The organism is Agriterribacter humi, from assembly GCF_009192765.1.
GTDB classification, from domain to species: domain Bacteria; phylum Bacteroidota; class Bacteroidia; order Chitinophagales; family Chitinophagaceae; genus Agriterribacter; species Agriterribacter humi.
In genome coordinates this window covers 436,213-451,494 of the sequence record NZ_VOHQ01000002.1, presented here as the reverse complement: position 1 = coordinate 451,494, position 15,282 = coordinate 436,213, and the positions used below count along the sequence as shown (strand labels likewise).

Below are 15,282 nucleotides of genomic sequence, written 5' to 3'. Positions count from 1 at the left end.
GCAATTTATGTTTATCCCCTGGTTTGCATTTACCCTATCACTTTTGGTTCAGCGGATGCGCCTGCTAACGTTCAATGCAATTCCCCGATATATAGCGCCTCTGTTCGTCAAATGGCGAAATAAAGCGGATTTAAATACCGAACACTTCACGTAAGTATCTCAAAACTAATCGTTTGTCTTATTGGCACGTCAGTTGTTTTTATCATCGCCAATTCAAGAAAAATTAAACAGGTCAAATGATAATAAGCAATGCAAGGAGCAGGGATTGGGGCATTACTAAAATACTGAACGTACAAGAATAATATCAGTCCGTAAATGATACAAAAACAACAATGATCATATGAAAGATAAATATACAAGAGCTGCCCTGGGTCGCTACTCGTTTATAGAAGTAGAAAAAAATGTACGGCTGCATATCTCTGATCTTGGCGAAGGCGATCCCATCGTGTTAATACACGGACTTCCCTTCAGCAATGCAATGTTTGAATATCAATTTCAATACTTCATTAAAGCCGGCTACCGGGTTATAGGCATAAGCCTTCGGGGTTTTGGACTTTCAGATAAGCCCTACGGGAAATACAACTATGATGTGTTTGCCGATGATATTAAAATTATATTAGAAACACTTGAAATCAATAATGCCGTACTGGGTGGCTTTTCAACAGGAGCAACCGCTGCTATACGATATGCAGTAAGATATAACGGAGCTCATATCAATAAGCTGGCTTTGTTCAGTGCGGCTACGCCCTTTTTAGCAGAACGGTATGAATCAATATCCATTTCCTTTAGGCAGTATATAGATTGGTTTATCAAAATGGTTAATTCGGATTACCCGGAATTCTTCAAAACATTTACCAGCCTGTGTGCAGGCAGTAATCAATTTGTCTCTGCAAACATTGCACAGTGGTTTAGTAATATGAATGAGCGAAGCTCCTCCTATGCTTTAGAACAAAGCTTCCTCCTGCTTCGCGATGCAGATTTGTACTGGGATCTTAAAAAGATAAATATATATACGGTAATCTTCCATGGTAAAAAGGACAGGATATTTCCCTTCACTTTAGCAGAACGGCTGCATGATGCGCTTCCGCGATCTTACTTCGTTCCTTTTGAAAACAGTGGTCATACCCTCGTCCTCGAGGAAATGGAAAAATTCAATTCAACCCTGCTAAAGTTCATCCGGTTCGCTAACATTAAACAGGGTGAACCTGCTCAACAATATTATTAAACATAAACATTTTAACTATGACACAACCTTACAAGATTGTAAAAGCAGAAAATGATCCACGTATTCTTATACAGGTACGAAATTTTCTGAAAGCGCTTAATTCGGGAAATGGTAAGCCTATTGAACAGCTTAGCCCCGGAGATGCACGAAAAGTATTAATTGATGCGCAAAATTCAGTAACAGTAGATTACTCAGGTATTGAAGAATCTGAAAGAACAATAAGGCAGGACGGTGAACAAGTGAGCGTGCATATTGTAAAACCCATTAGCGCCAAACCGGGCGCGCCGGCCTTCATCTATATTCATGGAGGAGGATGGGTATTGGGAGATTATCAAACCCACAGAAGATTGGTAAGAGATTTAGTAGTGGAAAGCGGTGCTGTAGCGGTTTTTCCTGATTATACTCCGTCTCCGGAAGCCTATTATCCGGTAGCTATTTATCAAATCTATGCTACACTTAAATGGTTAGCGGAACATGGCAGCGAAATAGGCGTTGACGGTAACAACCTCGCAGTTGTTGGCAACAGTGTGGGCGGCAACATGACGGGATCTGTGGCACTGATGGCTAAAGAAAAAAAAGGACCGGTTATAAAGCTCCAGGTATTGCTATGGCCGGTAACCGATGCCAATTTTGAAACCGGCTCATACAAAGAATTGGGCGAAGGAAGATTTCTTACAAGAAATATGATGATCTGGTTTTGGGATAATTATTTACCTGATAAAGAAGCGCGTAAGGAAATATACGCATCTCCGCTGAACGCTACTTTAGATCAGCTAAAAGGTCTGCCTCCTGCCTTAATACAAACAGCAGAGAATGATGTGCTGCGGGATGAGGGTGAGGCCTACGCCCGAAAATTAGATGAAGCCGGGGTTAAAGTAACCTTAACCAGGTATGGAGGATTGATCCACGATTATGGTTTGTTAAATCCATTGGCTGAGATCCCGGCTGTTAAAACAGCGCTGTTACAGGCAGCCGCTGTGATCAGGAATGCACTGAAGCATTAATAATCCCGGCAGCAAATAACAAGGTCAATTTTCCTTTCGATAAAACATTTATCAATCACACAAATGCTAAGCATAACAATCTAAAAACCAAAAATCATGAAAATTGTAGTAATCGGCGGAACCGGCCTTATTGGTTCAAATCTTGTAAACAAGCTTCTCCGGCATGATCACACCGTAATAGCCGCATCTCCTGCTTCAGGTGTTAACACCATTACCGGTGAAGGACTGAATGAAGCGTTAAAAAATGCAGATATTGTTGTTGATGTTTCCAATTCTCCCTCATTTGAAGACAAAGCGGTCTTGGATTTTTTTCAAAGGTCTACCATGAACCTGCTTACTGCGGAAGCTTATGCCGGAGTGAAACATCATGTTGCAATGTCGGTGGTGGGCGCTGACCGTCTTCCGGAAAGTGGTTACCTCCGTGCAAAAATTGCGCAGGAAGAATTGATTAAAGAATCCGGCATTCCTTACAGCATTTTGCGTTCTACTCAGTTTTTCGAATTTGCTGGCAGGATAGCACAGGCAGGCACAACCGGTGAAGAAGTACAGATCTCGCCGGCCGAATTTCAACCCATAGCATCAGACGAAGTGGTATCGGCCCTGGCAGAGATCGTACTCGGAGCGCCTTTAAATGCCACCGTTGAAGTAGCCGGCCCGGTGCGTATGCCGATGGTTGAGTTTATCCGCTATTATCTGAATGCAACAGAAGATTCCCGCCGGTTGATCAGTAATGAGCATGCGCTTTATTTTGGTGCCGAATTGAATGATGGATCCTTAGTTCCGGGCGAGCATCCCCGTCTTGGAAAAATAAAATATGAAGATTGGTTCACCGCTCAGTTAGCTACAACACAATCCTGATAATTTTCACTATAGCATTTGATCACTGCCTTTCGTAACGAAGATGACGGGTGTCAGCTCGTTGAGGCGGCTGTAAGGGACGTGCACTTTCCACCCGTTCGTGCACGGGACAAACCCACATCGGCGCGGTGTCCCCGCGAAAACCGACCAGCTACACAACGAAGCGTCCGGCAGCAGGTGCTCCTATTTTCTAATCATAAAAATGGTTTAACATGGATACCATCTTTTCAGCTAAAAAAAAGGATCCCGGAAATGAACGGACCTTATCAGAAGGAATACAGGAAAGCATATACCCATACTACCACGAAGCAAATATAACCGATGGAAGTGAATTCCTGGATGATGCCATACGAATGAAAGATCAGCCCTTAGGTGAAACAAAGGAAAGGGAAAACTGATGACACTTTGCAGACGACTGCAACAAACAACATTATTATAATCAAAAAACAAATTTTTATGTTTACTATTAAACAAATCACTTCAGTTGCGATAATTGCGGCAGCCAACGTCTTTTCCCTGCCACAAAATGCAAACGCACAAACCCATTCAAAAGGAATAAAAAATATTGTATTGGTTCACGGCGCTTTTGCCGATGGTTCCAGTTGGACAAAGGTTATTCCTTTACTTCAGGCAAAAGGGCTAAATGTAATTGCCGTACAAAATCCGCTCACTTCGTTCGCCGATGATGTTGCCGCTACTAAGCGTGTCATCGCTCAAATGGACGGACCGGTACTGCTCGTCGGCCACTCGTATGGTGGAATGGTGATTTCCGAAGCAGGAAAAGATCCAAAAGTAGCGGGGTTGCTCTACGTTGCTGCATTGGTTCCTGAAGAAGGACAGAACGTAAACGATGTTAATGCTGCAATGCCACCAACAGCAGTGGGGCCGGAATTTCAACTTAGTCCTGACGGTTTTTTATCCCTGTCGCCGAAAGGGATCAACGAGTTTTTTGCACAGGATGTATCACCCGAAGAAAGAAAAATAATATTTGCTACCCAGGTTGCATGGGCCGCATCGGCTACGCAGGAGAAAGTATATAGCCCCGCCTGGAAAACGAAACCATCGTGGTATATCGTAGCGGCAAAAGATGGAATGATCAATCCTGACCTGGAGCGATTTAAGGCCGGTCTGATAAAAGCAACAACACTTGAGCTTGCATCCAGCCATGTTCCTATGGTATCGCAGCCCAATAAAGTAGCGGATTTCGTGATTGCAGCAGCCGGGAAATTATAATGTAAGATATGCCCAGCATTCCACTGACAGTAATCTGCAATATTAAGATATCTTACAAATAAAAATCCGGGCCCTTCGCCGGAGCAAATGAAAGAAGCATTAAAACCATGCCAGGACTGGATTGCATTGCGTCCAGCGGCAAGCTGGTTGCTCCGCAAAAGCGGTGGGATGCTGACGGAAGAGTTATCTCGGGAGATAGTAAAGTACAGCAGGGACCTTACACGGAAAAAAAGGAGCCCATGGCCGCTTTATTCCTGATAAAAGCAAGACTACAACGAAGCTGTGGAGATTGCGAGGGAATGCCCGATCATTCAATATGAAGCCATTGTTGAAGCACGCATGATAATTCCTGCCGCATGGGATTTGGGGCTATTGAATGCCTTTGCCGTAACAAAGGCATTCTTATTTTGCTAACAAGGTTGCTAAAGAAATCAAACAAATAATAAATCAAAAAATAAATTACATGTTAACAACAGGAATCACCGCGCCGGATTTCGAGCTGTATTCTTCACCTTATCAAAAAATAAGATTGAATGAACTGCAAGGTAAGAAAGTTATCCTGGCGTTTTACCCCGCAGACTGGAGCCCGGTATGTGGCGACCAGATGAACCTTTATAATGAAATGGAAAAATATTTTGCCAGGCACAATGCACAACTGCTGGGTATTTCGGTAGACAGCAGGTGGAGTCATTCTGCGTTCAGCCAGCATCATAATTTTCATTTTCCCTTGCTTGCAGATTTTGAGCCCAAAGGTGCGGTAGCTAAGCTATATGAGGCGTACAATGAAGAATCAGGCGAATGCCGGCGGGCATTGTATGTAATGGATGAAAAAGGAACCATTCAATGGAGTTACCTGTCGCCTGCTGGTATCAATCCCGGGGCAGACGGTATACTGAATGCATTGGAGCAATTGGATAATTTAAAATAAACAAATCTATGACACAATTAATACCTGCTGTAAATAGTAATGATCATATTTATGGCAACTTAAATGCTGCGCTTGAGCTGGTCGAATATGGAGATTACCAATGTCCTTATTGTGGCCGCGCATATCCGATCATAAAAAATATACTGCGAAAATCAGGTGCTGATCTGAAATTTATCTTCAGAAATTTTCCCCTATCAAAAATTCATCCGCTTGCATTGCCTGCTGCCATTGCAACGGAGGCCGCTGCCCTGCAGGATAAATTTTGGGAAATGCACGACATCATTTTTGAAAAACAGCAAACGCTGGAGGCAGAAAGTTTTTTTCTATTTGCTGAAACCACCGGACTTGACCCGGAGCGATTTAAAAGTGACATTCAAAGAAAAGACCTGGCGGAGAAGGTTCAACACGATTTTGAAAGTGGCCTCAGAAGTGGGGTAAACAGAACTCCGTCTTTCTTTATCAATGGGAAAAAGTATGACAGTGATTGGGAAGAAGATGAATTGCTTGAGTACCTGAAAGACCAGTTGGCGGAGATTTCCATTTCATAAAGTAAATGCCTATGGATGCATTGTTACAGAATGCTGAATTATTCAGGAATAAATATTTAAAAAATGAAAATCAAAAACGCAAACAGAAAACATATTATTCTGATCGGTGGTGGATTTGCGGGCCTCAGTTTTGCAAGGCATTTATTTAATAATACATTCTACGATGTAACGCTGGTTGACAAAAACAATTATAATTATTTCACTCCTTTGCTGTACCAGGTAGCCACGGGTTTTCTTGAGCCTTCCGCGATTAGTTATCCATTCAGAAAAATTTTTAAAGGCAGGGGAATTGCTTTCAGGATGGCAACGATTTTAAGAATAGATACAGATGAAAATGTATTGTATTTAAATGATGGAGGGGAATTGAATTATGATCTGCTGGTATTTGCAGCAGGTTCCAAAACGAACTTCTTTGGTAGTGCTGTTATCGAACAAAATGCGTTCTATATTAAAACAATAGATGACGCACTGCATATGCGCAATGGATTGATCCGGACCATGGAAAGAGCTTCCGTTGAAAAGGATCCTTTTATCAGGAAAAAATTGCTGACCATGGTGATTGCCGGCGGAGGACCTACCGGCGTAGAGCTGGCGGGTATGCTTGCTGAATTTAAGCAATGTTTACTCGGCATGGACTATCCTGAACTGAAAAACGACATACTGCAAGTTTATTTGATCGAAGGATCACCGTACCTGCTTGCGCCCATGAGTGATTCTTCTCACAAGGAAGCCTTCAAAATGCTGGAACAATCAGGTATAACGATAAAATTGAACACGCAGGTCAGCCATTATGACCATGATCAGGTTCATTTATCTACCGGCGAAATTATTGAAGCAAAAACATTGATCTGGGCCGTAGGTGTAACAGCAAATACTTTTGAAGGAATTGATAAAAGCAGCCTTGGAAGAGGAGGCAGAATGATCACCAATTTTTATAACCGGGTAAAGGGATACGGAAATATTTATGCTATCGGTGACATCAGTATTCAGTATAATTACAGGCATTACCCCGAAGGCCATCCACAGCTTGCGCAGCCCGCTATTCAGCAAGGTAAAAGGCTGGCCAAAAATCTATTGCTGCTGGCCCGGGATAAAGAAATGAAACCATTCAAATATTTTGACAGGGGCGATATGGCCATCATCGGGCGGAGATGGGCAGTAGCCGATCTTTTTAAGCACCGCCTGCACCTGGGTGGCATTTGGGGACTGTTGGGCTGGCTCTTTATCCACCTGATCTCCCTTGTTAATTACAACAATAAAATTAAGACGTTCTATAATTGGCTGGTTGCATATTTAACACATGACCAGGTATTGCGAATGATCTTTCATTCTGAGAACAGGGAAGCAAGTTTCCATAAAAAACAAAGAGAGATAAGCCGGATAAAAGTGGGAGATATGGTTTAATGCCGAAATACACCAGATATAATTTTCCTGCAAAATTTTTGACCAATAAAATTAATTTAAATGGAACAGAGACTTAACGTCCAGCTAATTGGACAAAACGCTTTAAAAACACTTTATGGCATTATTAATTATCTGAAGCATTCAGCTTTAGAAGATGCGTTGCTGCAACTGGTATTCTTTCGAGTGTCGCAGATAAATGGTTGTGCTTATTGTCTTGATATGCATTCTAAAGAAGCCAGAAGCAGGGGTGAAACCGAACAACGTCTTTACGGATTAAACGCCTGGCGTGAAACACCCTATTACACAGAACGTGAAAGAGCTGCATTGGCCTGGGCCGAAGCTGTTACCCATTGTGAAGTACCCGATGAAGTATATAAAATAGCAAAAGCGCAGTTTTCCGATGCAGATCTGATTGATCTTACACTTGCGGTTACCAGTATCAACACATGGAATCGGATCAATCTTGCTTTCCCCACTGTTCCGGGAACCTACCGGGTAGGTCAATACAGTTAAATGCTTTAATTGTTGCAGAATCAGCATAATAAAATCTTGCTGCTTATTACCTTTCTTCTGTATAAGCATTACAAGAGCTCTGTCATAAAATATCACTGGTTGCTGCTTTCGCTTATATTCTTGTTTTTATCTGTGGATGAAAGCATTTCTATACATGAGTCCCTTACGCAAATTCTACCTCAATTTGGGATAGGAGGAAACGGGTATCTTAAATTTGCCTGGGTTATCCCCTACTCCGTTGCGGCATTATTGATATGCCTGTTTTTTATTCGTCTTTTGAGGTCGTTGCAAAAACCCGTTAGACTGGGATTTGTTTTGTCTGGTATTATTTATATAAGTTGTTTCTATTGCGATAAAATGAGGAGCAAAAAATAAAAAAATCAGCTTATGCCTCTGCTACAATGCCTTCCAGGTCGTAATCATATGCTTTGGTAATCTTTACATTTACAAATTCTCCCATGGTCAGTTTATGGCCGGTGGTAATAATCACTTCATTGTCTACTTCTACCGAATCAAATTCGGTGCGGCCCAGATACCGCCCTGCTTCTTTTTTATCAACCAGCACTTTAAATATCTTTCCTACTTTTTCCTGGTTTTTTTCATAACTGATCTCCTGCTGCACTTCCATTACTTCCTGCGCCCGGCGTTCCTTTTCTTCATGAGGAATATTATCTTCTAATGTATGAGCAGAAGTGCCTTCTTCATGCGAATAGGTAAAAATGCCTACCCTGTCAAACCGCTGTGCCTGCAAAAAGGCTTTCATATCTTCTACATCGGCCTCCGTCTCCCCCGGGAAACCCGCAATGAGCGTGGTACGCACACAAATATCCGGGATGCGGCTTCTGATATCCCCTATCAAATCATCCATTTCGGCTCTTGTAATCTGTCTGCGCATCGCTTTGAGCATATTATCGCTGCTGTGCTGCAAAGGCATATCTAAGTAATTACAGATATTGGATCGTTCCTTCATGGCGTCAATAATCTCCAGTGGAAATTTAGAGGGATAAGCATAATGCAGGCGAATCCATTCCAACCCCTTTACATCTGCGAGGGCATGCAATAAGCGCGGCAATTCTCTTTTTTTGTAAATATCAAGCCCGTAATAGGTAAGCTCCTGGGCTATCAGCATAACTTCTTTAACTCCTTTGCGAACCAACCCTTCGGCTTCCGCCACCAATTGTTCCACAGACTTGCTTACATGCTGTCCCCGCATTAAGGGAATAGCGCAAAAAGAGCAGGTGCGGTTGCAGCCTTCAGATATTTTCATGTACGCATAATGACTGGGGGTGCTCAGTAATCTTTCACCCACCAATTCTGCTTTATAATCTGCTTCAAATCTTTTTAAGATCAGCGGCAGCTCCATTGTGCCGAACCAGGCATCTACTTCAGGTATCTCTGCTTCAAGATTTTGTCTGTATCGTTCGGTTAAACAGCCGGTAACGTACACCTTATCCAATCTGCCCTTTTTTTTGAGCTCTACATGATCAAGAATGGTATTAATGGATTCTTCTTTGGCCTTATCAATAAAACCGCAGGTATTGATCACCACAATATTGTGGTCGCTTTTTTTGCTCTCATGCACTACGTCAATATCATTGGCCTGTAACTGCCCGCTTAATACTTCGCTGTCTACCACATTTTTACTGCAACCAAGGGTAATGATATTCACTTTGTCTTTCCGGAGTGTTCTTGTCTTCATATAAGCGGCGAAATTACACATAAAATCCGGTTCTGTTCTTCGCCGCTCCTCCCCGCGCAAATTCCTGCCAGAGCGGACATTTATTTTAACATGGAAAACATTATTCCGATCATCTCAATCAACGCTATGCCCTACCAACTTTATGCTAATTGTCAACCCATTAATAAGCTATGATTGAGCTAGTGCAGAAATGTTCATGAATCTTATTCTGTTGAAACTTTTCCTTATAGACCACAGTATCACCACGGCCTGTCATTCCGAATTTAGAGGAATCTATTTTCGCTGATATCATGTACAGCATATAGTGCGCTGATATCACCAACCGGATGTCCCGGAGGTTGGGCACAACACCCAACAAGGACAAGAATTTAATTTATTGTCCGAATTTACCTGGCGGTAATCGTGCTAATTCGGATATTGTACCAGCCTGAAACCGCCGCTATCATCTTTATAATCCTGTTTTACGCTATTGCGTGTTGAAGTTTTGCAGTTAGCGGCTTGTGTAAACCATGATCCGCCGCGCCGTACACGGCCAGATCCAGAGGTGGGTCCTGTGGGATTATTCCTTTCCCGAAGTTCATAATAGTTTTTATTATACCAATCCTGGCACCATTCCCACATATTTCCGCTCATATCGTATAAACCCAGCTCATTAGGTTTTTTTTCTCCCACGGGATGCGGCTGCCTGTTGCTGTTACCGGTATGCCATGCTACCTCGTCAATATTGTCGCTGCCGCTATAGCGGTAACCCTGGGTTTTCGGCCCTCCTTTAGCAGCGTATTCCCATTCTGCTTCGGTTGGTAAAGCATATTTCTTACCGGAAAGTTTGTTTAAAATTTCAATAAAACGATTGGCGTCATCCCAGCTTACCCTGTCTATCGGGCATTGGTCGCAGCCCGAAAATTCGCTGGGGTTACTGCCCATAATCGCCGTCCACTGACGCTGGGTCACGGGGTATTTGCTGATGGCAAAGCCATCTACTACTACTTCATATTCAGGTTTTTCATCGGCTTCTCCTGAACGGTTGCCCATTATAAAACTACCGCCCGTAACCCATACCAGATTGCCGGATATACTGTCTAACAATCCCTGGCTCACCACAGGAAGTTCGGGTTCATCTTTCTTTCCTCTTTTCTTCTTTTTTTTACCCCCGGTATCCTGGCCTACCAGCACATTCATAAGTGCAAAACTTACGGCTATCAATAAAGTGTATCTTACCAGTAACTTCATACAAAAAGATTATACGCTTCAAATATAGGGAATTTGAAATTTGTTATTTCAGATTTGAGATGATAGCGGAAGGATTTGAATTCAAATTTTAAGGTTTTTGAGTTAAGATAAACCTCAGCTATATGAGTATCATTTCTAACACGCAATGGTCATTTTCATGGCTGGCTCACCTCTCACTATTCACCTCTCATCTCCCCCCATCTCCTTCCGGTAAGGCGCCGAAGCTTGCGCACCCTGCCTGCTAACGGAAATGGCTGCTGCCTTAGTGGCAAATCGTACGGCTGTTTCCATAGACTGATCTTCTGCCAGGGCTACCGCTACCGCCGCGGTAAAAACATCGCCTGCAGCCGTAGTATCTGCCACCTGAACTTTAATGGATGGTATATGACCGGCAAATGTTTTGCTATTCACATAAGCCCCGTTCTCACCTAATGTAATAATGCTGTTGCACACACCTTTGGCTTTAAAGATCTGGGCAGCATTTTCACAATCACTTAAAGATTCAATTTTTATTCCCGTGAGCATTTCCGCCTCCAGCCTGTTGGGCGTTAGTAAAAAAAGATCTGTAAAAATTTCTTTTGGAAGCGAACAGGCAGGGGCAGGATTAAGGATCACTTTTTTTTGATTTGTCCTGGCAATCGCCACTACTTCATTAACCGTTTCTATTGAAATTTCAAGTTGCAGGAGAATGATACCCGCTTCGGCAATTTTATTTTTGTGTTGCAATATATCCTCGGGCAACAGGAAACCATTGGCCCCGGAAGCTACTACAATGCAGTTTTCCCCAAACTCGTCTACAGTTATAAGCGCTACACCTGAAGCATGATGAGGATCAACAATCACACCAAACGTATCTATGCCTTCCTGCTTAAAATGGGCAATGGCCTGTTCGCCAAAAATATCGCTGCCCACCCTGGCAATAAAGGTAACTTTGCCGCCCAACCTGGCAGCAGCTACTGCCTGGTTGGCACCTTTATCGCCGGGGTTCATGAAAAAATTGCCTCCCAGAATGGTTTCACCGGGGAGGGGAATACGATTGGATTTAACCACCATATCGGTATTTGAGCTTCCAATAACAAGTATGCCGGCGGAATCGTTTTGCCCCTCCTTCATATAGCAGTAAATTAAACAGGGTTTATTGTACAATATAGAAAATTATAACTTGCCCACCGTACCGCAGTTTTAATACGGCGTTGTTTTTACTTAAAAAATACCTTGAAAATAAATGGAAAGTTGTACTTTTGCCGGCTCAAATTTGTTCTTTTATTCCTATTGCCCGATAGTATAATGGTAGTACATCAGTCTCTGGATCTGATTGTCTTGGTTCGAATCCAGGTCGGGCAACATTAAAAATTAAACCTTGCAGATCAATCATTTGCAAGGTTTTTTGGTTTCAAATCCCGGCAATCGCTTTTTCTCTCTGCTTTTATCAATTTGCTTTCAACTGTTCAAAAGCCTTTGTATAATCATATTGCAGGTCTTCATGCAGAGACGCCAGCGATTTTTCGATTTTTTTAATTTGATTTACAAAAAGATTAGTGAGCGCCGTACTTTTTTTAATGGGGATACCGGAAGCTTTTAAAGAAATGCAGAAGTGTAACAGCAGTTCAGTTTCGGCAAGTGCAGATCCGGTGAATTTAATATGCTTATTGGTTATTCTTAGTATTTTCCGAATGGTTTTTTTAGCGAGATATATATTCGAAAAATTGATCTCACTAAAAAGCCGGTCCATTTCCCGCTTCACTGTTTCAATATAATTGGGTAAATCGTGGGCGTCAAAAAGAAGGTAAGTGAGTAATTCTTTGTTTTCCTTTTTAAATTTTGCCAGCCGCAGGCAAAGTGCCAATACCTGTGCCGGTGGAACAGATTGCAGCTCATCCTTAAGTTCACCGACCGTGGCCGTTTTTATAACAGACTCCATGAGCAGGGTTATTCAAAAAATTCATGTAGTGATTTGAAATAAACGTTATTCCAACCCTCCGTAATATCATCAAATTCACTGTCGGGAATATTACTGTGCTTTAATTCCGCCGAGGTTCCGTGTGCATGAGGGTGCAATATAATGGTGACGATGGAAGCCTCATCCATATCACCAAAATACCATTGCTGTACAATTTTTTTATCTGGTATGAATTCAAGATTCTTTCCTTCAATACTGTCACCCCACAATGAAAATTCCGAACCAGGCTCGGTAGACATGGTAACCGGTTCGCCCGTCCATAGCCTTATAGCCAAAGGATTGGTTAAAGCGTTGTATACTTCTTCGGGCGGAGCAGGAATGATATAATATTTTTTAAACGCTTTCAATGGTGTATTGTTTAGTGCAAAAGTACCTCAATATTTATTGCAAGCTCATCCTGATTGTCTGCGACCCCTTTGGGGTCATATCTAAACTAATTTACAATTCTTTAAACATGTGACCACTTTGTGGTCAGCGGATGCTTTTCCACTACTCTTTGGGCTAAAGCTCATCTGCCTTTCTTCATTATTGCCCCGCCTTTACAGGCGGGGCAATAAAAGCACACACTCCACCTGGGCTTTAGCCCAAGCGAGAATTTGAAATGCACCTAGACATGACTGCTTATCAACTAAAAAAATACATTATTTTGCAGCATGGAAACCATATTCGATTTTGATCCCTCACCTGATGAACTTTCGGGCATGCAGATGACTTATAAAGCATTGGATAAGAATAAATATATGGAAGACCTGCAACAGCGTGCCCTTCTTTTTGATACCTCCGTTGATTATGAAAGGATTTCCGATCTGCAGGAACTTGCAAGGATAAGAGGTAACGATGCTGCTTTCAGCAAATTCACCCGTATGCTTGAACAGGATATGGGGGATATTCACGACAGGTTGTTCAACGACTAATAATGATGTTCAGCTATTTTTTTATTCAGTTCTTTTCATCTCTATCTTTCTCCAATGCATATTAAAAATTACGCTGGTTACATGTCCTTTATCATCTGAAATAAATGCTATGTCTATAGGAGGGCTTTGTTTTCTGAAAAATTTATTTGTGGATTCCGGAAAAATTGCAAACTTATCCTGACCCTTTGGTTCAACATACAATTGATTTCCGTCCAATGTAATATTAACTGTAAAATCGGGTGATGATTTATAAATGCCAGTGTATTTTTTCAGAACAGAAGTATCAACTTTTACAATAGTTTTTACGGATGTAAATAGTAAGCCCTTAAATCCATAAACAGTGGCAATGCTATTTATAATTTCTTGTAAAATAGCACCATTGTCAGTATTTGCCATTACTATTATTCCGTTACCACCTGTAAAGCTGCCATCATATAAACTTACAAATCCTAAATTAGACCCGCTGTGCGAAAAGTATTGTGTGCTAGCGCTATCAGATATGAAAACACCTAAACCAACACCATTATTTATATAGGGCGTAAGCATCAGTTGCGTTGTTTTTTGATTCAGCACTTTTTCTGATTTTCCCTGATACGCTAATTGTATTTCAATAATAAACTTTGCAAGTTCTGTTGGGTTTGTCCATAAACCAGCCGGCGCTTCTTCAGGATATATATGATACCTTCCAGGTATTGGCTTACCATCACTATAATAGCCACTTGAAAGTAAAACAGTGTCAATACCAATAGGTGGTTGTGCAAAAGTGCTTTGTGTCATTTGCATTGGCAGCAATACATGTTTCTTCATATAATCTGTATAAGATTCATGAGTTACATCCGTAACAATCATTTGCGAAATCGTTGTTCCGCCGCCTGAATATTCATGTTTCATTCCCGGCTCATACATAGAACGCACTGGTGGGGAGTTTGCAGGTTTCTGTCCATCCAAAATTTGCTGCAAAGCGGGAAGCGGATCATTTCTGCCGTATCCATCAAAACCATGAACAGTTAAGCCACCGGTATGGCTTAATAGATTTTTGATTGTAATTTTTTTGCCTTTTGATAGACTATCGTACGGAAATTTCCATGTTCGCAAATAGTTATTAATATCGCCATCTAAGTCCAGTTTTTTGTCTTGAACAAGCTTAAGCACGCCAACCGCATTAAAAGATTTACTGATAGAAGCTGCCTGAAAAAGTGTTTTAGTTGTTACAGGAATTTTTAAACTATCGTCTGCCCAACCAAAACCCTTCGCCCAAAGCAACTTAAAATCTTTTATAACAGCTATACTTAAGCCTTGCACATGATAATATTGCATTCGCTCTTCAATAGTTATAGCAGGCTCGCCTGTAATTTGCAGTATGGGAATAAGATTTGTCTCTACTTTTTTAATTTCAATACTATCATTGTTTTGCCCGCTTGCGCATAACTGAATTAATATTCCTGTGGTTAAAAAAATAATCGATAACCTATTTTTCATTGTTGAATTTATTAATAATGAAAACACAAACTATTATTTTACGATGGCAATACACCTGAAATTATGTAAATGGTATAACACATATACATGTGGTATGAGATGAAGGCAAAATGGAGAATGCATGTATTTGCGCCATCTTTCCATACGGTTCCCATTGAAAAAGAGAAAAGATGCAGAAGCCATTTTATTTAAACACTGCATCATGATATGATAGCTTATGACTCAAAATTGTACTGCAAAAATGTAATGTTACAGTGATCAATTCAGTACAACCGGCCCAAAGAGAA

Annotated in this window: 17 protein-coding genes and 1 tRNA gene; 12 read left to right on the top strand and 6 right to left on the bottom strand. The window is 41.5% G+C overall.

Features of this window, described 5'->3' with window-relative positions:
* Window positions 1-340 precede the first annotated feature (340 nt).
* The 10 genes from FRX45_RS04985 to FRX45_RS04940 all read left to right on the top strand — a co-directional run bounded on the left by FRX45_RS04985 (window position 341) and on the right by FRX45_RS04940 (window position 7,713).
* Complete coding sequence (locus FRX45_RS04985) at window positions 341-1,225, top strand: alpha/beta fold hydrolase (protein WP_152267296.1); 885 nt, start codon at window positions 341-343, stop codon at window positions 1,223-1,225.
* A gap of 17 nt (window positions 1,226-1,242) precedes the next feature.
* Complete coding sequence (locus FRX45_RS04980) at window positions 1,243-2,229, top strand: alpha/beta hydrolase (RefSeq protein WP_152267295.1); 987 nt, start codon at window positions 1,243-1,245, stop codon at window positions 2,227-2,229.
* A 96-nt stretch (window positions 2,230-2,325) separates the two neighbouring features.
* Window positions 2,326-3,087, top strand: a complete 762-nt coding sequence (locus FRX45_RS04975) for an SDR family oxidoreductase (RefSeq protein WP_152267294.1) — start codon at window positions 2,326-2,328, stop codon at window positions 3,085-3,087.
* A 212-nt stretch (window positions 3,088-3,299) separates the two neighbouring features.
* The gene (locus FRX45_RS04970) at window positions 3,300-3,485 is read left to right on the top strand and encodes a hypothetical protein (RefSeq protein ID WP_152267293.1); all 186 of its coding nucleotides are present in this window, start codon (window positions 3,300-3,302) and stop codon (window positions 3,483-3,485) included.
* A gap of 58 nt (window positions 3,486-3,543) precedes the next feature.
* Entirely contained in the window at window positions 3,544-4,320 is a 777-nt protein-coding gene (locus tag FRX45_RS04965) for an alpha/beta fold hydrolase (protein WP_152267292.1), read from the top strand.
* Window positions 4,321-4,427: 107 nt separating this feature from the next.
* Window positions 4,428-4,640, top strand: a complete 213-nt coding sequence (locus FRX45_RS23465) for a hypothetical protein (protein WP_226804974.1) — start codon at window positions 4,428-4,430, stop codon at window positions 4,638-4,640.
* Between the two features lie 143 nt (window positions 4,641-4,783).
* On the top strand, window positions 4,784-5,248 hold the full coding sequence (locus FRX45_RS04955) for a redoxin domain-containing protein (protein ID WP_152267291.1): 465 nt from the start codon (window positions 4,784-4,786) through the stop codon (window positions 5,246-5,248).
* 8 nt (window positions 5,249-5,256) lie between these two features.
* Window positions 5,257-5,796 (top strand): DsbA family protein, encoded by a 540-nt coding sequence (locus tag FRX45_RS04950; protein ID WP_152267290.1) that lies wholly within the window; start codon window positions 5,257-5,259, stop codon window positions 5,794-5,796.
* A 63-nt stretch (window positions 5,797-5,859) separates the two neighbouring features.
* The gene (locus tag FRX45_RS04945; RefSeq protein ID WP_152267289.1) at window positions 5,860-7,200 is read left to right on the top strand and encodes an NAD(P)/FAD-dependent oxidoreductase; all 1,341 of its coding nucleotides are present in this window, start codon (window positions 5,860-5,862) and stop codon (window positions 7,198-7,200) included.
* A gap of 60 nt (window positions 7,201-7,260) precedes the next feature.
* Entirely contained in the window at window positions 7,261-7,713 is a 453-nt protein-coding gene (locus tag FRX45_RS04940) for a carboxymuconolactone decarboxylase family protein (protein WP_152267288.1), read from the top strand.
* A gap of 385 nt (window positions 7,714-8,098) precedes the next feature.
* Here FRX45_RS04940 and rimO read toward each other — a convergent pair whose 3' ends face one another.
* The 3 genes from rimO to rbsK all read right to left on the bottom strand — a co-directional run bounded on the left by rimO (window position 8,099) and on the right by rbsK (window position 11,755).
* Window positions 8,099-9,412, bottom strand: a complete 1,314-nt coding sequence (gene rimO / locus FRX45_RS04935) for a 30S ribosomal protein S12 methylthiotransferase RimO (RefSeq protein ID WP_152267287.1) — start codon at window positions 9,410-9,412, stop codon at window positions 8,099-8,101.
* Window positions 9,413-9,817: 405 nt separating this feature from the next.
* Entirely contained in the window at window positions 9,818-10,642 is an 825-nt protein-coding gene (locus FRX45_RS04930; protein ID WP_152267286.1) for a formylglycine-generating enzyme family protein, read from the bottom strand.
* A 180-nt stretch (window positions 10,643-10,822) separates the two neighbouring features.
* Window positions 10,823-11,755, bottom strand: coding sequence for a ribokinase (gene rbsK / locus FRX45_RS04925; protein WP_152267285.1), 933 nt, complete (start codon window positions 11,753-11,755; stop codon window positions 10,823-10,825).
* 160 nt (window positions 11,756-11,915) lie between these two features.
* Between rbsK and FRX45_RS04920 the strand changes: the two genes are divergently transcribed.
* Window positions 11,916-11,986, top strand: a tRNA-Gln gene (locus FRX45_RS04920).
* An 85-nt stretch (window positions 11,987-12,071) separates the two neighbouring features.
* Here FRX45_RS04920 and FRX45_RS04915 read toward each other — a convergent pair.
* On the bottom strand, window positions 12,072-12,563 hold the full coding sequence (locus FRX45_RS04915; RefSeq protein ID WP_226804972.1) for a hypothetical protein: 492 nt from the start codon (window positions 12,561-12,563) through the stop codon (window positions 12,072-12,074).
* 8 nt (window positions 12,564-12,571) lie between these two features.
* Entirely contained in the window at window positions 12,572-12,949 is a 378-nt protein-coding gene (locus FRX45_RS04910; RefSeq protein ID WP_152267284.1) for an SRPBCC domain-containing protein, read from the bottom strand.
* Between the two features lie 306 nt (window positions 12,950-13,255).
* Here FRX45_RS04910 and FRX45_RS04905 point away from each other — a divergent pair, with 306 nt between their 5' ends.
* Window positions 13,256-13,516 (top strand): hypothetical protein, encoded by a 261-nt coding sequence (locus FRX45_RS04905; RefSeq protein WP_152267283.1) that lies wholly within the window; start codon window positions 13,256-13,258, stop codon window positions 13,514-13,516.
* Between the two features lie 21 nt (window positions 13,517-13,537).
* Here the strand turns inward: FRX45_RS04905 and FRX45_RS04900 are convergent, their stop codons facing one another.
* On the bottom strand, window positions 13,538-15,022 hold the full coding sequence (locus FRX45_RS04900) for a serine hydrolase (RefSeq protein WP_226804964.1): 1,485 nt from the start codon (window positions 15,020-15,022) through the stop codon (window positions 13,538-13,540).
* Between the last annotated feature and the right edge of the window lie 260 nt (window positions 15,023-15,282).